At 44.3% G+C, this 16,609-nt stretch carries 11 protein-coding genes; 7 read left to right on the forward strand and 4 right to left on the reverse strand.

Annotation, left to right across the window (positions count from 1 at the left end):
- Positions 1 to 28 precede the first annotated feature (28 nt).
- From EV212_RS08770 to EV212_RS08780, 3 genes are read left to right on the forward strand one after another with little or no spacing between them, the layout of a single operon-like run.
- Positions 29 to 943: an ATP-binding cassette domain-containing protein gene (locus EV212_RS08770; RefSeq protein WP_132091950.1), complete on the forward strand. Its 915-nt coding sequence runs from the start codon at positions 29 to 31 to the stop codon at positions 941 to 943.
- Positions 936 to 1,760, forward strand: a complete 825-nt coding sequence (locus tag EV212_RS08775; protein WP_132091953.1) for an ABC transporter permease subunit — start codon at positions 936 to 938, stop codon at positions 1,758 to 1,760. Before EV212_RS08770 ends, EV212_RS08775 begins: the two co-directional genes overlap by 8 nt.
- 15 nt (positions 1,761 to 1,775) lie before the next feature.
- Entirely contained in the window at positions 1,776 to 2,684 is a 909-nt protein-coding gene (locus tag EV212_RS08780) for a sensor histidine kinase (RefSeq protein ID WP_207669090.1), read from the forward strand.
- A gap of 79 nt (positions 2,685 to 2,763) precedes the next feature.
- On the opposite strand, the gene EV212_RS08785 is transcribed toward EV212_RS08780, so the two are convergent.
- Complete coding sequence (locus tag EV212_RS08785; protein ID WP_132091956.1) at positions 2,764 to 5,274, reverse strand: glycogen/starch/alpha-glucan phosphorylase; 2,511 nt, start codon at positions 5,272 to 5,274, stop codon at positions 2,764 to 2,766.
- Positions 5,275 to 5,286: 12 nt separating this feature from the next.
- Positions 5,287 to 8,439, reverse strand: a complete 3,153-nt coding sequence (gene ileS, locus EV212_RS08790) for an isoleucine--tRNA ligase (protein WP_132092175.1) — start codon at positions 8,437 to 8,439, stop codon at positions 5,287 to 5,289.
- A gap of 459 nt (positions 8,440 to 8,898) precedes the next feature.
- On the opposite strand from ileS, the gene EV212_RS08795 reads away from it, so the two are divergent.
- Genes EV212_RS08795 through EV212_RS08810 form a run of 4 tightly spaced genes read left to right on the forward strand, consistent with a single transcriptional unit; the run spans position 8,899 to position 13,646 of the window.
- On the forward strand, positions 8,899 to 10,125 hold the full coding sequence (locus EV212_RS08795; protein WP_165873344.1) for an efflux RND transporter periplasmic adaptor subunit: 1,227 nt from the start codon (positions 8,899 to 8,901) through the stop codon (positions 10,123 to 10,125).
- On the forward strand, positions 10,122 to 10,829 hold the full coding sequence (locus tag EV212_RS08800; protein ID WP_132091962.1) for an ABC transporter ATP-binding protein: 708 nt from the start codon (positions 10,122 to 10,124) through the stop codon (positions 10,827 to 10,829). The genes EV212_RS08795 and EV212_RS08800 overlap by 4 nt, the downstream gene beginning before the upstream one ends.
- A complete protein-coding gene (locus EV212_RS08805) occupies positions 10,801 to 12,378 on the forward strand; it encodes an efflux RND transporter periplasmic adaptor subunit (RefSeq protein ID WP_132091965.1) in 1,578 nt (525 codons plus the stop codon). The genes EV212_RS08800 and EV212_RS08805 overlap by 29 nt, the downstream gene beginning before the upstream one ends.
- Positions 12,379 to 12,392: 14 nt before the next feature.
- Positions 12,393 to 13,646: an ABC transporter permease gene (locus EV212_RS08810; protein ID WP_132091969.1), complete on the forward strand. Its 1,254-nt coding sequence runs from the start codon at positions 12,393 to 12,395 to the stop codon at positions 13,644 to 13,646.
- A gap of 319 nt (positions 13,647 to 13,965) precedes the next feature.
- Here the strand turns inward: EV212_RS08810 and EV212_RS08815 are convergent, their stop codons facing one another.
- On the reverse strand, positions 13,966 to 15,675 hold the full coding sequence (locus EV212_RS08815; RefSeq protein ID WP_132091972.1) for a glycosyl hydrolase family 18 protein: 1,710 nt from the start codon (positions 15,673 to 15,675) through the stop codon (positions 13,966 to 13,968).
- Positions 15,676 to 15,705: 30 nt separating this feature from the next.
- A complete protein-coding gene (locus EV212_RS08820; RefSeq protein ID WP_132091975.1) occupies positions 15,706 to 16,299 on the reverse strand; it encodes a hypothetical protein in 594 nt (197 codons plus the stop codon).
- Between the last annotated feature and the right edge of the window lie 310 nt (positions 16,300 to 16,609).

A 16,609-nucleotide genomic window follows, 5' to 3' on the forward strand; every position in this document is an offset into this window, starting at 1 on the left:
GTCCTATCAAATAAAAGGAGGCTATCCCATGGAATATGTACTGACAACTCAGGCCCTCTCAAAACATTATGGCCATTTTAAAGCCCTGGACCATCTCAATATGAAGGTTCCAAAGGGCGCTATCTATGGATTCGTCGGAAAAAACGGTGCCGGTAAAACAACCCTGATTCGTCTCATCTGCGGACTTCAATCGCCCTCCGAGGGGGAATATACACTTTATGGAAAGAAAAATACTTCGAAAAGCCTGCATGATGCCAGACGCCGTATGGGTGCTGTTGTCGAAACCCCATCCATTTATCTTAATATGACCGCCGAAGAAAATCTGAAACACCAATATATCATTTTAGGCAAACCTTCTTTTGAAGGCATTGACGAACTTCTCAATCTTGTCGGTCTCGGCCATGCCGGACGAAAAAAAGCAAAAAACTTTTCCCTTGGAATGCGCCAACGTCTCGGTATTGCCATTGCGCTGGCAGGAGACCCGGATTTTCTTGTTCTGGATGAACCCATCAACGGTCTGGACCCACAGGGAATCATTGAAATCCGTGAATTAATTTTAAAACTAAATCAGGAGCATCAGATAACTTTCCTGATTTCCAGCCATATACTGGATGAACTATCCAGGCTGGCTACTCATTATGGTTTTATCGAAAAAGGACATATTGTCCGGGAAATCAGCGCTGAAGAACTGGAAGCCGCCTGCCGTAAGTGTATGCATATTGAAGTTTCCGATATACGGGCTTTGATTCGATTTCTGGATAAAGAAAAACTGGACTACAAAATCATCTCGGATACACAGGCAGATATTTACGGTCACACAGATATTACGGATATGACCGTGAAGCTTGCCGAAGAAGACTGTAAAATTATTACCATTAATGAAAAAGACGAGAGTCTGGAAAGCTATTATATCCGTCTTGTAGGAGGTGAGGATTATGAGTAAATTACTGGTTTCCAACTTTATCCGCATAAGATGTTCCCTCTCCTTTTGCCTCAGTCTGGCCTTCATCCTTGTATGGAATGCCTTCATGCTGTTTTCCAGTTATGAAGTTATGACAAAATATAATGAAAAACTCGCCCTGGACGGCATGCTGTTTTCCTTCCTTATCATTATCGGGATTATTCTTTCTGTTATCATCAGTCTCTTTATCGGAACCGATTATAACGACGGAACGATACGGAATAAAATTCTGGTGGGACACAGCCGGCAGCATATTTATCTGTCTAATTTTATTACCTGCGCGCTGGTTGGTGTTATTCTCTCTGTTTGGGGAATCATCGTAAACCTTGCTATCGGTGTCCCCCTGTTTGGAACGCCGGAAATGGCCTTAAATGGCATGACCCTATTGATTGCAGATACCCTTCTGGTATGCATTGCCTATGCCTCTGTCTATAACATGATCGGCATGTTATGCTCCAGCAAATCCCATACAGTCATGATCTGTATACTGATCTCGGTCGTCCTGTTCTTTGCAAGCGTCTATCTCTATTCCTCGCTGTCTCAGCCGGAAATCATCGACGCCGCTGTCTCCGTTAATGGAAACTTTTCTTTTGAACAGATGCCGAATCCAATGTATCTCACCGGAATCAAACGCCAGATTTATCAGTTTTTCATGGATTTTCTCCCGAGCGGCCAGTGCGCCCAGATTGCAAATCTTGAGGTTCTTCATCCTTACCGACTTGGAGTTTATTCCATCATTATCATTGCTGTGACTAATTTGTTCGGACTTTTTGTTTTCAATAAAAAGGATATCAAATAATCAAGAGGCATTTTTATGATTCTAAATTTCTTTATAATACTATGTATCCTGTTGGGTATTGGACTGACCATATGTCTTATCAAAATACGCTCTATACACCACGGAGCAGACGAATTGCGGACCGAATTTGCCGCACGTCTCAGAAACGATACCAATGTAGGTATTGATATTTCCACTTCCGACAAAAAAATGCGGGCTTTAGCTGCCGATATGGACCGGCAGCTAAAACTGCTCCGTAAAGAACACATACGCTATGCTCTGGGGGATTCTGAATTAAAAAGCGCCGTATCCAGTATTTCTCACGATTTGCGCACGCCTCTGACTGCTATCTGCGGTTATATGGATTTGCTGGCAAGAGAAGAAACTTCAGATACCGTCCGTGAATATCTCTCCGTGATCAGTGGAAGAGTCCGGGCTCTGAAAGAACTGGCCGAAGAATTGTTTCGCTATTCCGTGATCATGTCTGTGGATAACTATGCGGCGAGAGAAAATATCTCCCTCAAACGTGCTCTGGAAGAAAGCCTTGCCGCCTATTATGGCGCTTTTAAAAATGCCGGGATTGAGCCCCAAATTCATCTTCCCGAATCAGACGTCATATGCCGGCTGAATGCTTCCGCTCTGTCCCGAATCCTTTCAAATATTCTCAGCAATGCTGTGAAATACAGTGATGGCGGCTTCTGTATTTCTCTGGACACTGATGGTGTCCTCCAATTTAAAAATGAGGCGGCCGGTCTGGATTCGATTCAGGTCGGACACCTGTTTGACCGTTTTTATACCGTCTCCAGCGGAAGCCAGGCCACTGGTCTGGGGCTTTCCATTGCCAAAGCCCTGACCGAAGAAATGCACGGCCGTATCGACGCCGGTTATCACGATGGCTGCCTCATCATCCGTCTCATTTTTCCTCTGACTGAATTTTCCCATTAACCAGGCAAATATCGGGAAGAACCTGCAAAAAACGCCTGCTGTAAAAAGCGTTTCAGGCTTTTGACAGCAGGCATTTTTATTATAATGTTACCTGAACTTTTTTCAGATGCCAGATATCTCTGACATATTCCTCAATCGTTCTGTCCGATGTAAACTTGCCGGAATTGGCTGTATTGAGCATTGCCATCTTCGCCCAACGCGCTTTATCCTGGTAAGCTTTATTTACCCGTTCCCGGGCTTCCGCATAAGAACGGAAATCTTTCAGTATAAAATACTGGTCTGCCCGACCATAAGAAGGCGCAAGGAAGGAATTGTAAATCTCCCGGAACATTTCCCGGTCACCGTGACTGAAGGTGCCATCCACCAACTGGTCGAGTATTCTGTGGATATCCGGGTCATTCCGGTAAATCTCTTCCGGATGATAACCGCCGTTCGCCTCATAAGCCATAACTTCCTCGGAGGACATGCCGAAAATGAAAGCATTTTCTGCACCGACTTCTTCAACGATTTCCACATTGGCACCATCCATTGTTCCCAACGTCACTGCACCATTTAACATGAACTTCATGTTGCCCGTACCGGAAGCTTCCTTACTTGCAGTAGAAATCTGCTCAGACACATCACTGGCAGCAAAGATAATTTCCGCATTGGAAACCCGATAATTTTCGATGAACACGACCTTAATCCGTCCGCGGATATCCGGATCGTTATTTACCACATCCGCTACGGAGTTGATCAGCTTAATGGTTTCTTTAGCCCGCTTATATCCGGCTGCTGCTTTTGCACCAAAAATAAATGTGGTCGGATAGAAATCCATCTGCGGATTCGCTTTCATCTGATTATACAAATACATAACATGCAAAATATTCAGTAACTGACGTTTATATTCATGCAGACGTTTTACCTGAACATCGTAAATAGAATTCGGGTCCACATCGATATGATTATGCTCTTTAATATATTTAGCCAGACGAAGTTTATTTTTATATTTAATATCCATAAATTCCTGCTGTGCTTTTGTGTCGTCCGCATAAGCTTCCAGACCTTTGATCAACGGTAAATCCGTAATCCACTTATCGGTTCCGATTTTTTCTGTCACCCAGGAGGCCAGCAGCGGATTGCCATGAAGCAGGAAACGTCTCTGAGTAATACCATTTGTTTTGTTATTGAATTTTTCAGGCATCATCTCATAGAAATCTCTCAGTTCACGCTTTTCAAGAATCTCTGTATGCAGGCGGGCTACACCATTGACAGAAAAGCCTGCCACGATCGCCATATTCGCCATGCGGACCTGGCCCTCATAAAGAATCGCCATGCTTCGAATCTTATTATACTGATTCGGATAACGTTCCTCTACCTCGATGAGGAAGCGACGATTGATCTCCTGCACGATCTGATAAATTCTTGGAAGGAGACGCATAAATAAATCTACCGGCCATTTTTCCAGAGCTTCTGCCATGATCGTATGGTTTGTATAAGCGCAGCATTTTGTTGTAATATCCCATGCTTCATCCCATTCCATACCTTCCTCATCAAGAAGGATACGCATTAATTCCGGCACGGTGACCGTCGGATGGGTATCGTTCAACTGGAAACATACTTTTTCCGGCAGTTTATGCAGGTCTGAATGGGTTTCTTTATATTTTCTGATGGCCTGCTGAACACTGGCAGATACGAAGAAATACTGCTGTTTCAATCGAAGTTCTTTGCCACTGTAATGGTTATCGTTTGGATAAAGCACGTCAACAATGTTTTTCGCCAGATTCTCCTGCTCTACCGCCTGAAGATAATCGCCTTTATCAAAGGATGCCAGGTTAAATTCCTGAATGGGCTGTGCATCCCAGATTCGCAGTACATTGACCACATTATTGCCGTAACCGACAACCGGAATATCGTATGGTACGGCATTGACTGCCTGATATCCGTCATGGATAAAACGGTTTCTCTGACGTTCCGCATCCCACTCAATCCGGACATAACCGCCGAATTTAACCGTCTGAGTATATTCCGGACGCTTAATCTCAAATGGATTTCCGTTTTCCAGCCAGTTATCCGGCACTTCCACCTGATATCCGTCATGAATTTCCTGCTTGAACATGCCGTATTTATAACGGATACCACAGCCGTACACCGGATAGTTCAATGTGGATAAGGACTCGATGAAACAGGCCGCCAGACGTCCCAGGCCGCCATTGCCCAGAGCGGCGTCCGGCTCCTGGTCCTCGATAACATTGATATCCAGTCCAAGTTCCTCAAGGACCTCTGCCACTTCATCATAGCAGCACAGATTGATGAGATTGTTGCCAAGGGCCCGGCCCATCAAAAACTCCATGGACAAGTAATACACATATTTTGCATCCTGTTCCTTATAGGCTTTCTGCGTTGCAAGCCACCGGTCAATGATCAGGTCCTTTACTTCAAAAGCCACTGCCTGAAAAATTTCCTGTTGACTTGCTGTCTCCATCGTCTTACGGAACAGAGATTTTAAATTATCTAACACATTTTTCTTAAAAACTTCTTTGTCAAAACCAATTGCTGTCGGGTTCTTTACTACTGTTTCTGTATTCGTTTCCAATAAGATTCCCTCCATTATCCTGTATTTTCAGGCTTTCTTAACACCCAGTGTTACTGTCTCACCATTAATATTCCATTCTTTTACATAACCATCTGTGCTTCCGAAAGCGACTGCTTCAGCAAGGACATCTTTCTTCACGCTGTCCGCATTCTTTTCTGTAATAGCTTTCAGCTTTTCATTACCTTCCATAGAAAGAACAATGTGGTCTGTGACCTCGAAATCAGCTTCTTTACGCATTGTCTGAACCTTGGAGATAATCTCACGCACGAAACCTTCTTCAATCAGTTCCTCCGTCAGCTGAGTGTCCAGAACAACCGTAACATTTTTGTCTGTTACAGATACATAGCCTTCCGTCTGAGCAGAGTCAATTAACAAATCCTCTTCCAGAAGTACAACACTCTCCCCATTGACCTCAAAGGTAAGCTGTCCGTTTTCTTTCAGTTCTGCCATCGCCTTATTGCCGTCCACACTGCTCAGATACTGTTTGATGCCGCCAAGAAGTTTTCCATATTTCGGACCAACGGTACGAAGCTGAGGCTTAAATGTATAAGATGTAAAAGCGCTCACATCCTGGGCAAAAGCCATCTTCTTTACATTCAGCTCATCTTCCACGATTTCCTGATAGAATTCCGGAAGCTCAAAATCCGCTTTGACATACATCTGACCGATTGGCTGACGGTTTTTAATGTTGGCTGTGTTACGGCAGGCACGGCCAGCCACAACAATCTGAAGTACCAGATCCATATTGGCTTCCAGTTCGTGATCGATAAAATCTTCGTTTTCTTGCGGGAAATCACACAAATGAATACTTTCGGGAGCTGTCTTATCCACACTGCGAACCAGGTTCTGATAAATATCTTCAGACATAAACGGAATCATCGGTGCAGCCACCTTAACCACCGTAACAAGTGCTGTATACAATGTCATGTAGGCATTGATCTTATCCTGCGGCATACCCTTTGCCCAGAACCGCTCACGGCTCCGGCGAACATACCAGTTACTCATATCATCCACAAATTCCTGAAGTGCACGTCCTGCATCCGGAATCCGGTAATTTCCAAGATCATCATCCACTTCTTTAATCAGTGTATTCAGTTTGGACAGAAGCCATTTATCCATAACAGATAATTTTTCATAGTCCAATGTATATTCTGTAGCATCAAACTTATCAATATTCGCATACAGGACAAAAAATGCGTAAGTATTCCACAATGTACCCATGAATTTACGCTGTCCTTCCACAACCGCTTTTCCATGGAAACGGTTTGGCAGCCATGGTGCGGAATTTACATAGAAATACCAGCGAATCGCATCAGCCCCATAGGTCTCCAATGCTTCGAACGGATCTACCGCATTTCCCTTGGACTTACTCATCTTCTGGCCATTTTCATCCTGAACATGTCCGAGAACGATAACATTTTTATACGGCGCTTCATTGAAAAGCAACGTCGAGATCGCCAGCAGAGAATAAAACCATCCACGGGTCTGGTCTACCGCTTCGGAAATGAAATCCGCCGGGAACTGGGCCTTGAACACATCCTCATTTTCAAATGGATAGTGATGCTGTGCAAATGGCATGGAACCGGAATCAAACCAGCAGTCGATCACTTCCGGTACACGTTTCATCGGTTTTCCGCACTTTGGACAGGTAATGGTAATCTCATCGATATACGGACGGTGGAATTCTACGGTTTTCGCTGCTTCATTGCCACTCATCTCGAAAAGTTCCTGACGACTTCCAATGGAATGTTGATGGCCGCATTCACATTCCCAGATATTTAATGGAGTTCCCCAGTAACGGTTACGACTGATCCCCCAGTCCTGAACATTTTCAAGCCAGTCACCGAAACGGCCTTTGCCGATACTCTGCGGAATCCAGTTGATCGTATTATTATTGCGGATCAAATCATCTTTCACTGCCGTCATCTTGATAAACCAGGATTCTCTTGCATAATAGATCAGCGGAGTATCACAGCGCCAGCAATGCGGATAGCTGTGTTCAAACTTCGGTGCGTCGAAAAGAAGTCCACGGCTTTTCAGATCTTCAAGTACCAGTGGGTCTGCTTTCTTTACAAATTTTCCTGCAAATGGCGTATCCTCTGTCATGTTACCTTTGGCATCAACAAGCTGTACAAACGGCATGTCATACTTACGGCCAACACGGGCGTCATCTTCACCGAAAGCCGGAGCCTGATGCACAACACCTGTACCGTCGGTCAATGTAACGTATTCATCACACAGTACATAGAAGGCTTTTTTATGCTGTTTTTCAGCAATTTTTGCCGCTGCCTCATAAAGCGGTTCATATTCTTTATATTCGAGAGCTTTACCTTTGAAAGTTTCCAGAACTTCATAAGCCGGAGCATCTTCTGTTTTTAATTTGCCAAGCACTGTATCCAGCAGCGCTTCTGCCATATAATAAGTATAGCCGTCAGCAGCTTTGACCTTGGCATAGTCCTCATCCGCATTCACACAAAGAGCCACGTTGGAAGGCAATGTCCAAGGGGTTGTTGTCCATGCCAGAATATAGGCATCTTCACCGACAACTTTGAAACGCACGATTGCCGAACGTTCCTTAACGTCCTTATAGCCCTGAGCCACTTCCTGAGCAGACAACGGAGTCCCACAGCGCGGGCAGTAAGGAACAACCTTAAAGCCCTTGTACAGCAGGCCTTTTTCCCATATCTGTTTCAGTGCCCACCATTCAGATTCGATGTAATCGTCATGATAGGTAACATAAGGGTGCTCCATGTCGGCCCAGAAACCTACAGTGCCGGAAAAGTCCTCCCACATGCCTTTGTATTTCCACACGCTTTCTTTGCATTTATCGATAAATGGAATCAGACCATATTCCTCAATCTGCTCTTTTCCATCCAGACCGAGCATCTTTTCAACTTCCAGTTCCACAGGCAGACCATGGGTATCCCATCCGGCCTTTCTTGGCACCTGATAGCCCTTCATCGTCTTATAACGCGGAATCATATCTTTAATGACACGGGTCAGCACGTGACCAATATGGGGTTTTCCATTAGCCGTCGGCGGTCCATCGTAAAACGTATATTCCGGAGCATTCTTCCGGGATTCGATACTCTTTTTGAAAATGTCATTTTCCTGCCAGAATTTTTCTACTTTCTTTTCTCTTTCCACAAAATTCATATTCGTAGAAACTTTTTCGTACACCATAATTCCTCCTTTTATATTCCTTCAGTTCGCAAGTACTCATAGCAAAGGGCTTCCATCCGCAAAGGATGAAAGCCCTGAAAAAACTATCATTATACCACCTGTGCAACATACCCTTCATATGTCCTCCCGATAACGGCGGGATACCGTCTCCCCTACAGGCCTTTGAGACTTTCAGTTTGCAACTCCGGAGTGATCTTCGACTTTATACTACTGATATCCGGCTTCCACCATCCCGGACTCTCTGGGAAACTTCCTATAAAGTTACTGTCTCCATCTTCGTTTTTTGCACTCTATATCATATTATATATTTTTTCTACTGTCAACTCTTCAATTTTAATTCCTTAGATTTTCTTTCGTAAATCTTAAATTTTCCCTTTTAGCAGTATTTTCCACTGATGCTGTGGGATTTATGGTATAATGGTTATATTGTATACACTTTTTATTGGAGGAAAAAACATGACTAAAAAGAAAAAGATTATCTTTGTTTCGGCCGGTGCAGCAATTGTTCTGGTTCTTCTCATCGGCATCTGGTTTTTGGTTTTCAGGAAATCTTCATCCCCTGCCGACGGTGTGGTTGCTTATACGACTCCGGTGTCCATGCTGACCAACACATCCATCGGTACGGTAAACCGCTATGCCGGTGTTGTTGAGCCTCAGAAGACCATCAAAATCCAAAAGGCCTCTGATAAAAATGTTAAGGAGGTTTTCGTGAAGGAGGGCGATACGGTAACCAAAGGCGCACCGCTTTTTTCTTACGATACGGATGAAATTCAAATGAAGTTAAGCGAAGCCGAACTGGAGCTGGAACGAATCACCACAGAAATTTCCACCCTCTATAACCAGATTGAAACGCTTCAGAATGAAAAGGCCAAAGCCCCGGAAAGTGAAGCATTTTCCTATACGACTCAGATCCTGACTGCCCAAAACGATGTGAAACGAGCCGAGTATAATCAGAAGAGCAAAGGTGTTGAAATTGAGCAGATTCGCAAATCCCTGGAAAATTCCACGATCACCAGCGAAATTGACGGAGTTGTAAAATCTATCAACGACGGTTCTCAGGCATCCTACGGATATGACAATGATACTTCCTATATGACCATTCTTTCGAATAATGAATATCGCATTAAAGGAACGATCAATGAACAGAATATGTATGCCATCTCCACAGGACAGGAAATGCTCGTTCATTCAAGAATCGATGAAAATCTCACCTGGCGGGGCACAGTGACTGAGATAGACACGGAAAATCCGGTCAGCAGCCAGAACAATATGTATTCATCCGGCAGTGACACGAACACGTCCTCCTCTTCCTATAATTTTTATGTGGAACTGAACGACGAGGCAGCCCTCATGCTCGGACAGCATGTGTTTATGGAGCCGGACTTTGGGCAGGCCGGGGCCAAAGAAGATCTGTGGCTTCCGGCTTACTACCTGATCATTGACGGAAACGACGCCTATGTATGGGTCTGCGGAAAGAATGACAAACTGGAAAAACGTCAGATAACTACTGGCGAACATGACGAAGAGATGGACGAATACGAAATCACTTCAGGGCTCACACCGGAAGATGCCATCGCTTTTCCAGAAGATACACTGACTGAAGGTATGCCATGTGTCAATGCCGGCTCTCAGGAAGACTCCGATATGGGTATTTCCGACAATATGGAGGGAATGGTTGAATGATACTTGAATTAGAACATGTTTATAAGGATTATATACAGGGTAAGATGTCCGTCCATATTCTGAAAGATATTTCCCTTTCTGTTGAAGAAGGTGAATATCTGGCGATCATGGGTCCTTCTGGTTCCGGCAAGACAACTCTGATGAATATCATTGGCTGTCTGGACAAGCCAACATCCGGTTCTTATCATCTGAACGGAAAAGATGTGCTGACCTATTCGGATAATGAACTCTCCGACACCCGGCTATACAATATCGGCTTTGTATTCCAGAGTTTCCATCTGCTTCCGAAACAGACAGCTCTGGAAAATGTCTACCTGCCGCTGATTTATGCCGGTATCTCCAAGAAGGAACGCATTGAACGGGCTACTGAGGCCCTGGAAAGAGTCGGTCTTGGCGACCGCCTTCATTTTAAACCGACACAGCTTTCCGGCGGACAACAGCAACGTGTGGCTATCGCCAGAGCCATCGTCAATCATCCGACGATTCTCCTCGCCGACGAGCCCACAGGTGCACTGGACAGCAGCTCCGGTGAACAGGTCATGGAGCTCTTCCAGAAGCTCAATGATGAAGGTATTACGATCATTATGATCACTCACGATGCGGAGATTGCCTCCCATGCCAAACGCCAGGCAATCATCCGTGATGGTATTCTCACAGGGAGGGAGGCTCTGGCTTATGAAAAAACCACTGATTCTGACAATTAGTCTGGCCGCTGCTGTCGCTGTCATCAGTATCAACATCGGAGGCTATCGTATTTATAAGAATGCGAATACTCGGGTAGAAGTTTCTCCGGTCTCAGCCGTTTCCGTTCCAATGTGGGAAGATAATTCCTCTTACGGCATAGTGACCACGGACCTGACCCAGGATGTTTATATCACAGAAAATCAGGTCATTCAGGAAATTCTCGTCAACGAAGGTGATACGGTTTCCGTCGGAACACCGCTGATGATCATGGATAACACGTTGGCAACTCTGGATTTGGAAATGCAGGCTCTTGCCATTGATAATATCGACCTGCAGATACAGGCTGCAAACCGGGACATCCATTTTCTTGAAACAGCCGCCATCGGCTACGGCACCCCTGGAAATTCGAATGGGGAGGGGCTTCCGGAGATTTCAAAAAAAGCTGATGAACATCAGCTGCTTTCATCCCCGGGTACGATTCCCGCAGACCCGGATGCGATCGTTTATCGGCTGGACCGCCAGACGATTTTATTTTTAAAAGATGATACCCAGAATATCTATACCGTAAAATGCGCACCGGAAACCATTATTACTCCCGATTTTCTATACCGGATCAAAGGTCTGGATATGGACACCGGCCGTAAGATCGGTGAACCTCTGGTTGTATTTTTGCAGATCCCATCCATCGGAAAACGTATTTATCTGGACGGCTATAATTTTGATATCCCGGAAGATTTTTATGAAATGACTCTGGAAGAATTTATGTATAACTACAACACTCAAATTTCCGATATCACTTCCGCTGGCGAAAGTGAAGTGAATCCATATGATGGAATTACCGCTGAAGAGCGTGACCGCCAATTGACAAAAAAGAAACATGAATTGACCACCTTAAATATTGACCGGAAAGAAGCCGTTCTCAAATATGAAAAGATGCGCAAAGAAATCGCGGAGGGAACGATTCTGAGTACCGTCAACGGACAGATTAAATCGGTTGGCGATCCGAACACAGGCGTTGATGCCAACACTCCGTTTATTTCAGTATCCAGTCAGGACGGATTCTATCTAAAGGGTACAGTCAATGAATTAAAACGGGAAGAAATCGCCGTAGGACAGCGTATTTCTGTCACTAATATGGAAACGGGCATGATGGCCGAAGCTGAGATTACGTCTATCTCCGACTATCCTGTATCCGATAATGCATCCTCCTACGGCACCAATCCGAATACGTCAAATTATCCCTTTACCGCTTTCTTAAGTGAAACCAGCGGATTTAAAAATAACCAGTCGGTCAGCATTAATATTTCTTCTGACGGAAGCGGCACTGATTCCAAGTTATATATTCCAAAAGCCTACGTCCGGGAAGATAACGGCGAGCACTATGTTTTTATTGCAGATGAAAAGGGGCGGCTGAAAAAACAGGTGATTGAAGCAGGAGCTGTCATGTACGGTTACTATCAGGAAATCAAAAGTGGTCTCACCACGGAAGATTTAATTGCATTTCCATATGGAAAAAATGTAAAAGAGGGAGTTAAAACTGAAGAAGTTGAATCTCCTTCCTATTATTAAAGGAGGATTCCCATATGCTTGAAAATATAAGACTTTCCATCCAGGGAATCTGGTCTCACAAGATGCGTTCCTTCCTTACGATGCTTGGTATTATCATCGGTATTGCAGCCATTATTTCCATTGTCTCCACGATCAAGGGAACCAACGAGCAGATTAAACAGAATCTGGTCGGCGCCGGAAATAATACAGTAGAAATAAAATTATATCAGAATGATTGGGAATATGAGGCCGCCTACAATGGACTGCCTCAGGGGGTTCCCATCATCACTGATGAAATCCGTGAAAGTATTCTGGAAATTGACGGTGTGGAAAAGGCATCTCTTTACTTGAACAGAAATTACGCCGAGGGCATTTACTATCATAATACCTCTTTAAACGGCGGCAAAATCTACGGTATCGACGAGCAGTACTTTTCTACCTGTGGATACCAGATACAGAAAGGGCGCGGCTTTGTCGATAAAGACTACAAAAGCTTCCGAAAAGTAGCTATTTTAGATTCGGCGGCTTATAATTCCCTATTTGGCGGCAATGAGCCAATTGACCAGACCATTGAAATTCAGGGGGAACCTTTTACAGTTATCGGTGTCTGTGAAAAGTCCAACACCTTTAAGCCGGTCATCAATTCGATGGAAGATTATTATAACTATATGGCCGCAGGCAGCGACGGCGGCATCATCTTTATTCCAGATGCATCCTGGTCAATTCCTTACAGTTACGATGAACCGCAGAACCTTATCATCCGGGCTGCCAGCACGGATGAAATGAGCAGCGCAGGACGCAAATGTGCCGATCTGCTGAACAGTTATGTCACCTCCTCGGATATCAAATATAAGGCTTCCGACCTTTTGGAACAGGCAAAAAGCCTCCAGGAATTAAGCGCAGCTACAAATCAACAGTTAATATGGATTGCCAGTATCTCTCTTCTTGTCGGCGGTATCGGCGTTATGAACATCATGCTTGTATCCGTTACTGAACGCACAAGAGAAATTGGTTTAAAGAAAGCGATTGGTGCAAGAAAGCGCCGGATTCTCGCCCAGTTTTTGACCGAAGCTGCCGTATTGACCAGCCTTGGCGGTATTATCGGTGTCGCGGCCGGTATTGTCATGGCTCAGGTAATTTCCAGAATTTCACAAACCCCATCCGCGATCAGCGTGCCGGCTATTATATTCTCTGTGCTTTTCTCCATGGCCATTGGTATTCTCTTCGGTCTGCTGCCTTCCATTAAAGCAGCAAACCTTAATCCGATTGATGCCTTGAGACACGAGTAAAAGGCGCCGCTGATATGTTCCTCAAAAGCTTGAAACGCTTTTTCTGAACATATCAGCGGCTTTTTTTGTGCAGCCGGAAGTTTACTGAAATATACTTTCTAAAGACCTGATGGCCTTTGGCATGTTCCTTTTAGCATTGCTGACTTTCATTTACATGATTTGTCACTAACGTTTTAGAATACAAGAAAACCACCCTCTAAACTTTTGACCAAGGAATGAGGATGGTATTCTTAACTTATTGACGAAGTCAACCACTTTTGTGGGCGGTTGTTCTCTTGTTTTTACTATAGCACGTCTGCCGACGCTTCGCAAGATATCTTTAATTCATATAGCTGGCAATGATCTGCCAGATTTCCGGGCCGCTTTCCCATCCGATGCTCCAGCTGGCAACACCGGCCAGATCATATTCCTGAATCATCTGCATGCGGGCTCTGAGGGATGTCTCATCCTCCAGCCAGATCTGATAGCGGCGCCCATCGACTTCCGATGTATATTCGCCGTAATTCTGTCCGGTGCTCTCATCATAGACTGGTGTCACGTCATGGCTCTCAAGATAGCCAGCCGCCTCTGTCATACCCGCATTAAAGGATTCCACAATGCCATTGACATCTGTTGCCCATACACGCGTATACAGAGGAATCGCATTGATAACCTTTTCCTTCGGCACCATAGCGATCATATCTTCAATCCCCTGGCGCACAAAGTCCATGGACGCAACAGATCCCGCCACCTCCGATCCGGAATGATGTTCATCATACCCCATAATGATGATATAATCGGCAAAAATTCCCTCTTCTTTATGATTATAATGCCGCCAGTACATCGGTGTATAATTATCAATAGAAAAAACAATATGCTTTTCACGACACAATTCGGAAAGTTCACGGACAAACTGAATATAATTATCCGCGCCCGACTCGCCGATCATCTCAAAATCAAGGTTGACACCATCCAGATCATATGCATCAATATAAGATGAAAGCTGTTCCAGTACATGCTGGCGTTTCGCTCTGGATGATAGAATCTCATCTGTCATCTCCCCATCAAAGTTCGTAAATTCATTGGTAAACATCGCCCAAACTTCAATTCCGGCTCCATGGGCTGTATGCACATAATCTGCACTTCCAAGTGTCGTCAGATCGCCGTCCGTATTCTGGAAATAGAACCAACGAGGGCTGATCGTATTAATTCCAGGCACCTCTGTCAAAATCTGTTCCAGTTCTTCATTAGCAGATTCACTGTACACCCCATGCCACGCCAGATTAATTTTATAGTTTTTAGAAATGCCGGTAAACACCGGTTCCGTAAATTCCGGTTCGGTCAGGGCTGCCATAGATGGTGTATCCAGATCTTCATTCCTAACCCATCCGTTATAACCATCCTCAGTAATCACCTGGGCCCATTCATCACCGGCGCCATCATCCAGCACGTACAGTCTTTCTCCCCGTTCCAAATCTCTGAAAACCGGGCTTTTTATACCTCCCTGATAGCGGATGACCGCTTTCTTTCCAGTCACCGTCGTCATATAAGCTTCGCCCCATTCCGTTCGGGTAACTACCCGATTCGGTTCCGTAAAGACCGCACTGTCCATCTTCGTATTCTCTTTCACAAAATCAAGAGAAATATAGAGCATTCCGTTTCGATTAATGACTACAGGAATATCGCTCGTTGTGGTCTTTGTTCCCACTATATAAGACGTAGAATCCGGTGTGTACTGAGCCATGCCTTCCGGTGTTGCATACAAAACGCAATTTTCATCTTCCTCCCAGTAAATTCTGGAGTTATAGTACTGATTTGCCGTATTTACATCCATATAGACATTCCCGGCGCCGTCATCGATCGCCTTTGCCTCCAGCATAGAATTATTCAATGTAAGTGTATACTCCCCATCCGAAACACCATATGTGGCATTATAGTCTACCAGGTCTTTCTCTGATCGAAATTCGTCAATTATGCCGCATCCGCCAAGAATACCGAGGAGGCATACAGAAATCAACAACATTCCCATAATTCTTCTTATCTTATTCATGTGCTTCAACCTAACCTTCCTTTTTGGTTTTTAAGTCTCGTGGATAAACAATCTGCCTGCCACAAAACAACCGAGCATGATTAAAAATCCAATGGCATAATAAAGGATATCTGCTTCCCGGTATGTATCGTAAGTCAAAAGAACTCTATCAGAAATATTATAGGTCTCAATATACGTTTCTGTCGTCATACTTTCACTCTCCGCTGCTTTTTCAAGCACCGACATGTCGTCCGATACCCGGGCCACAAATTCCATATCTGTTAAGTCCGGCATCGCCTGAGAAAGGCCGGCGTCATCTGTCTCTGCCGGAATTTCTACAAACCATGACTGTTCTCCAATAGACCCGATATAATAGTATCCGCTGATTTCATTTTTTGTATCCACCGTATAAAAACCTGTAAATCTCAAATCCATATGATTCACCCGAACGTACGCCTTCGTTTCCTCCGGCTGCCAGGATACCGATTCTTCCGAAGCATCCACGGACGATATCATAAATGGATTTCTCCAAAAAAGTAATCCGCAAATGATGGCGATCCCTGTCAGAATCCCCACGCCGTAAAATATCCGTCCCACGATCGAATGCTGTTTTTGCAGATAACCCTTTATCTCTTGTTTTTCCATAATGATAGACTCCTATGCAGATTATATTTACGATTATACTACATTGGAGCCTATCAGGCAAATGTAAATGGAAATCTTACCCACTTTTAAGGAGATGCAGGCCCAAAATATGTAATGATATCCCACATTTGACATATAATAAGACTAGCTAAGTATAATAATGCCAGGCATTTTTAATTGTAAAGGTTCACATAATGGGAAAGTAAAGATTTTTGAAATGAATTGGGAAGTCAGGCACATTACCTTAGAAATCTTATATACTTTATTATATCAAATGAAAAATTAAGCAGCAATCACATTGCTTCGACAA

The organism is Frisingicoccus caecimuris, from assembly GCF_004340975.1.
Classification (GTDB): domain Bacteria; phylum Bacillota; class Clostridia; order Lachnospirales; family Lachnospiraceae; genus Frisingicoccus; species Frisingicoccus caecimuris.

Bases quoted from the DNA above. Each gene is read 5' to 3' on its own strand.
- EV212_RS08785 (WP_132091956.1), bottom strand. From the start codon at position 5,274: ATGGAGGGAATCTTATTGGAAACGAATACAGAAACAGTAGTAAAGAAC.
- EV212_RS08800 (WP_132091962.1), top strand. From the start codon at position 10,122: ATGATACTTGAATTAGAACATGTTTATAAGGATTATATACAGGGTAAG.
- EV212_RS08770 (WP_132091950.1), top strand. From the start codon at position 29: ATGGAATATGTACTGACAACTCAGGCCCTCTCAAAACATTATGGCCAT.
- EV212_RS08815 (WP_132091972.1), bottom strand. From the start codon at position 15,675: ATGAATAAGATAAGAAGAATTATGGGAATGTTGTTGATTTCTGTATGC.
- EV212_RS08820 (WP_132091975.1), bottom strand. From the start codon at position 16,299: ATGGAAAAACAAGAGATAAAGGGTTATCTGCAAAAACAGCATTCGATC.
- EV212_RS08805 (WP_132091965.1), top strand. From the start codon at position 10,801: ATGAAAAAACCACTGATTCTGACAATTAGTCTGGCCGCTGCTGTCGCT.
- EV212_RS08775 (WP_132091953.1), top strand. From the start codon at position 936: ATGAGTAAATTACTGGTTTCCAACTTTATCCGCATAAGATGTTCCCTC.
- EV212_RS08810 (WP_132091969.1), top strand. From the start codon at position 12,393: ATGCTTGAAAATATAAGACTTTCCATCCAGGGAATCTGGTCTCACAAG.
- EV212_RS08795 (WP_165873344.1), top strand. From the start codon at position 8,899: ATGACTAAAAAGAAAAAGATTATCTTTGTTTCGGCCGGTGCAGCAATT.
- EV212_RS08780 (WP_207669090.1), top strand. From the start codon at position 1,776: ATGATTCTAAATTTCTTTATAATACTATGTATCCTGTTGGGTATTGGA.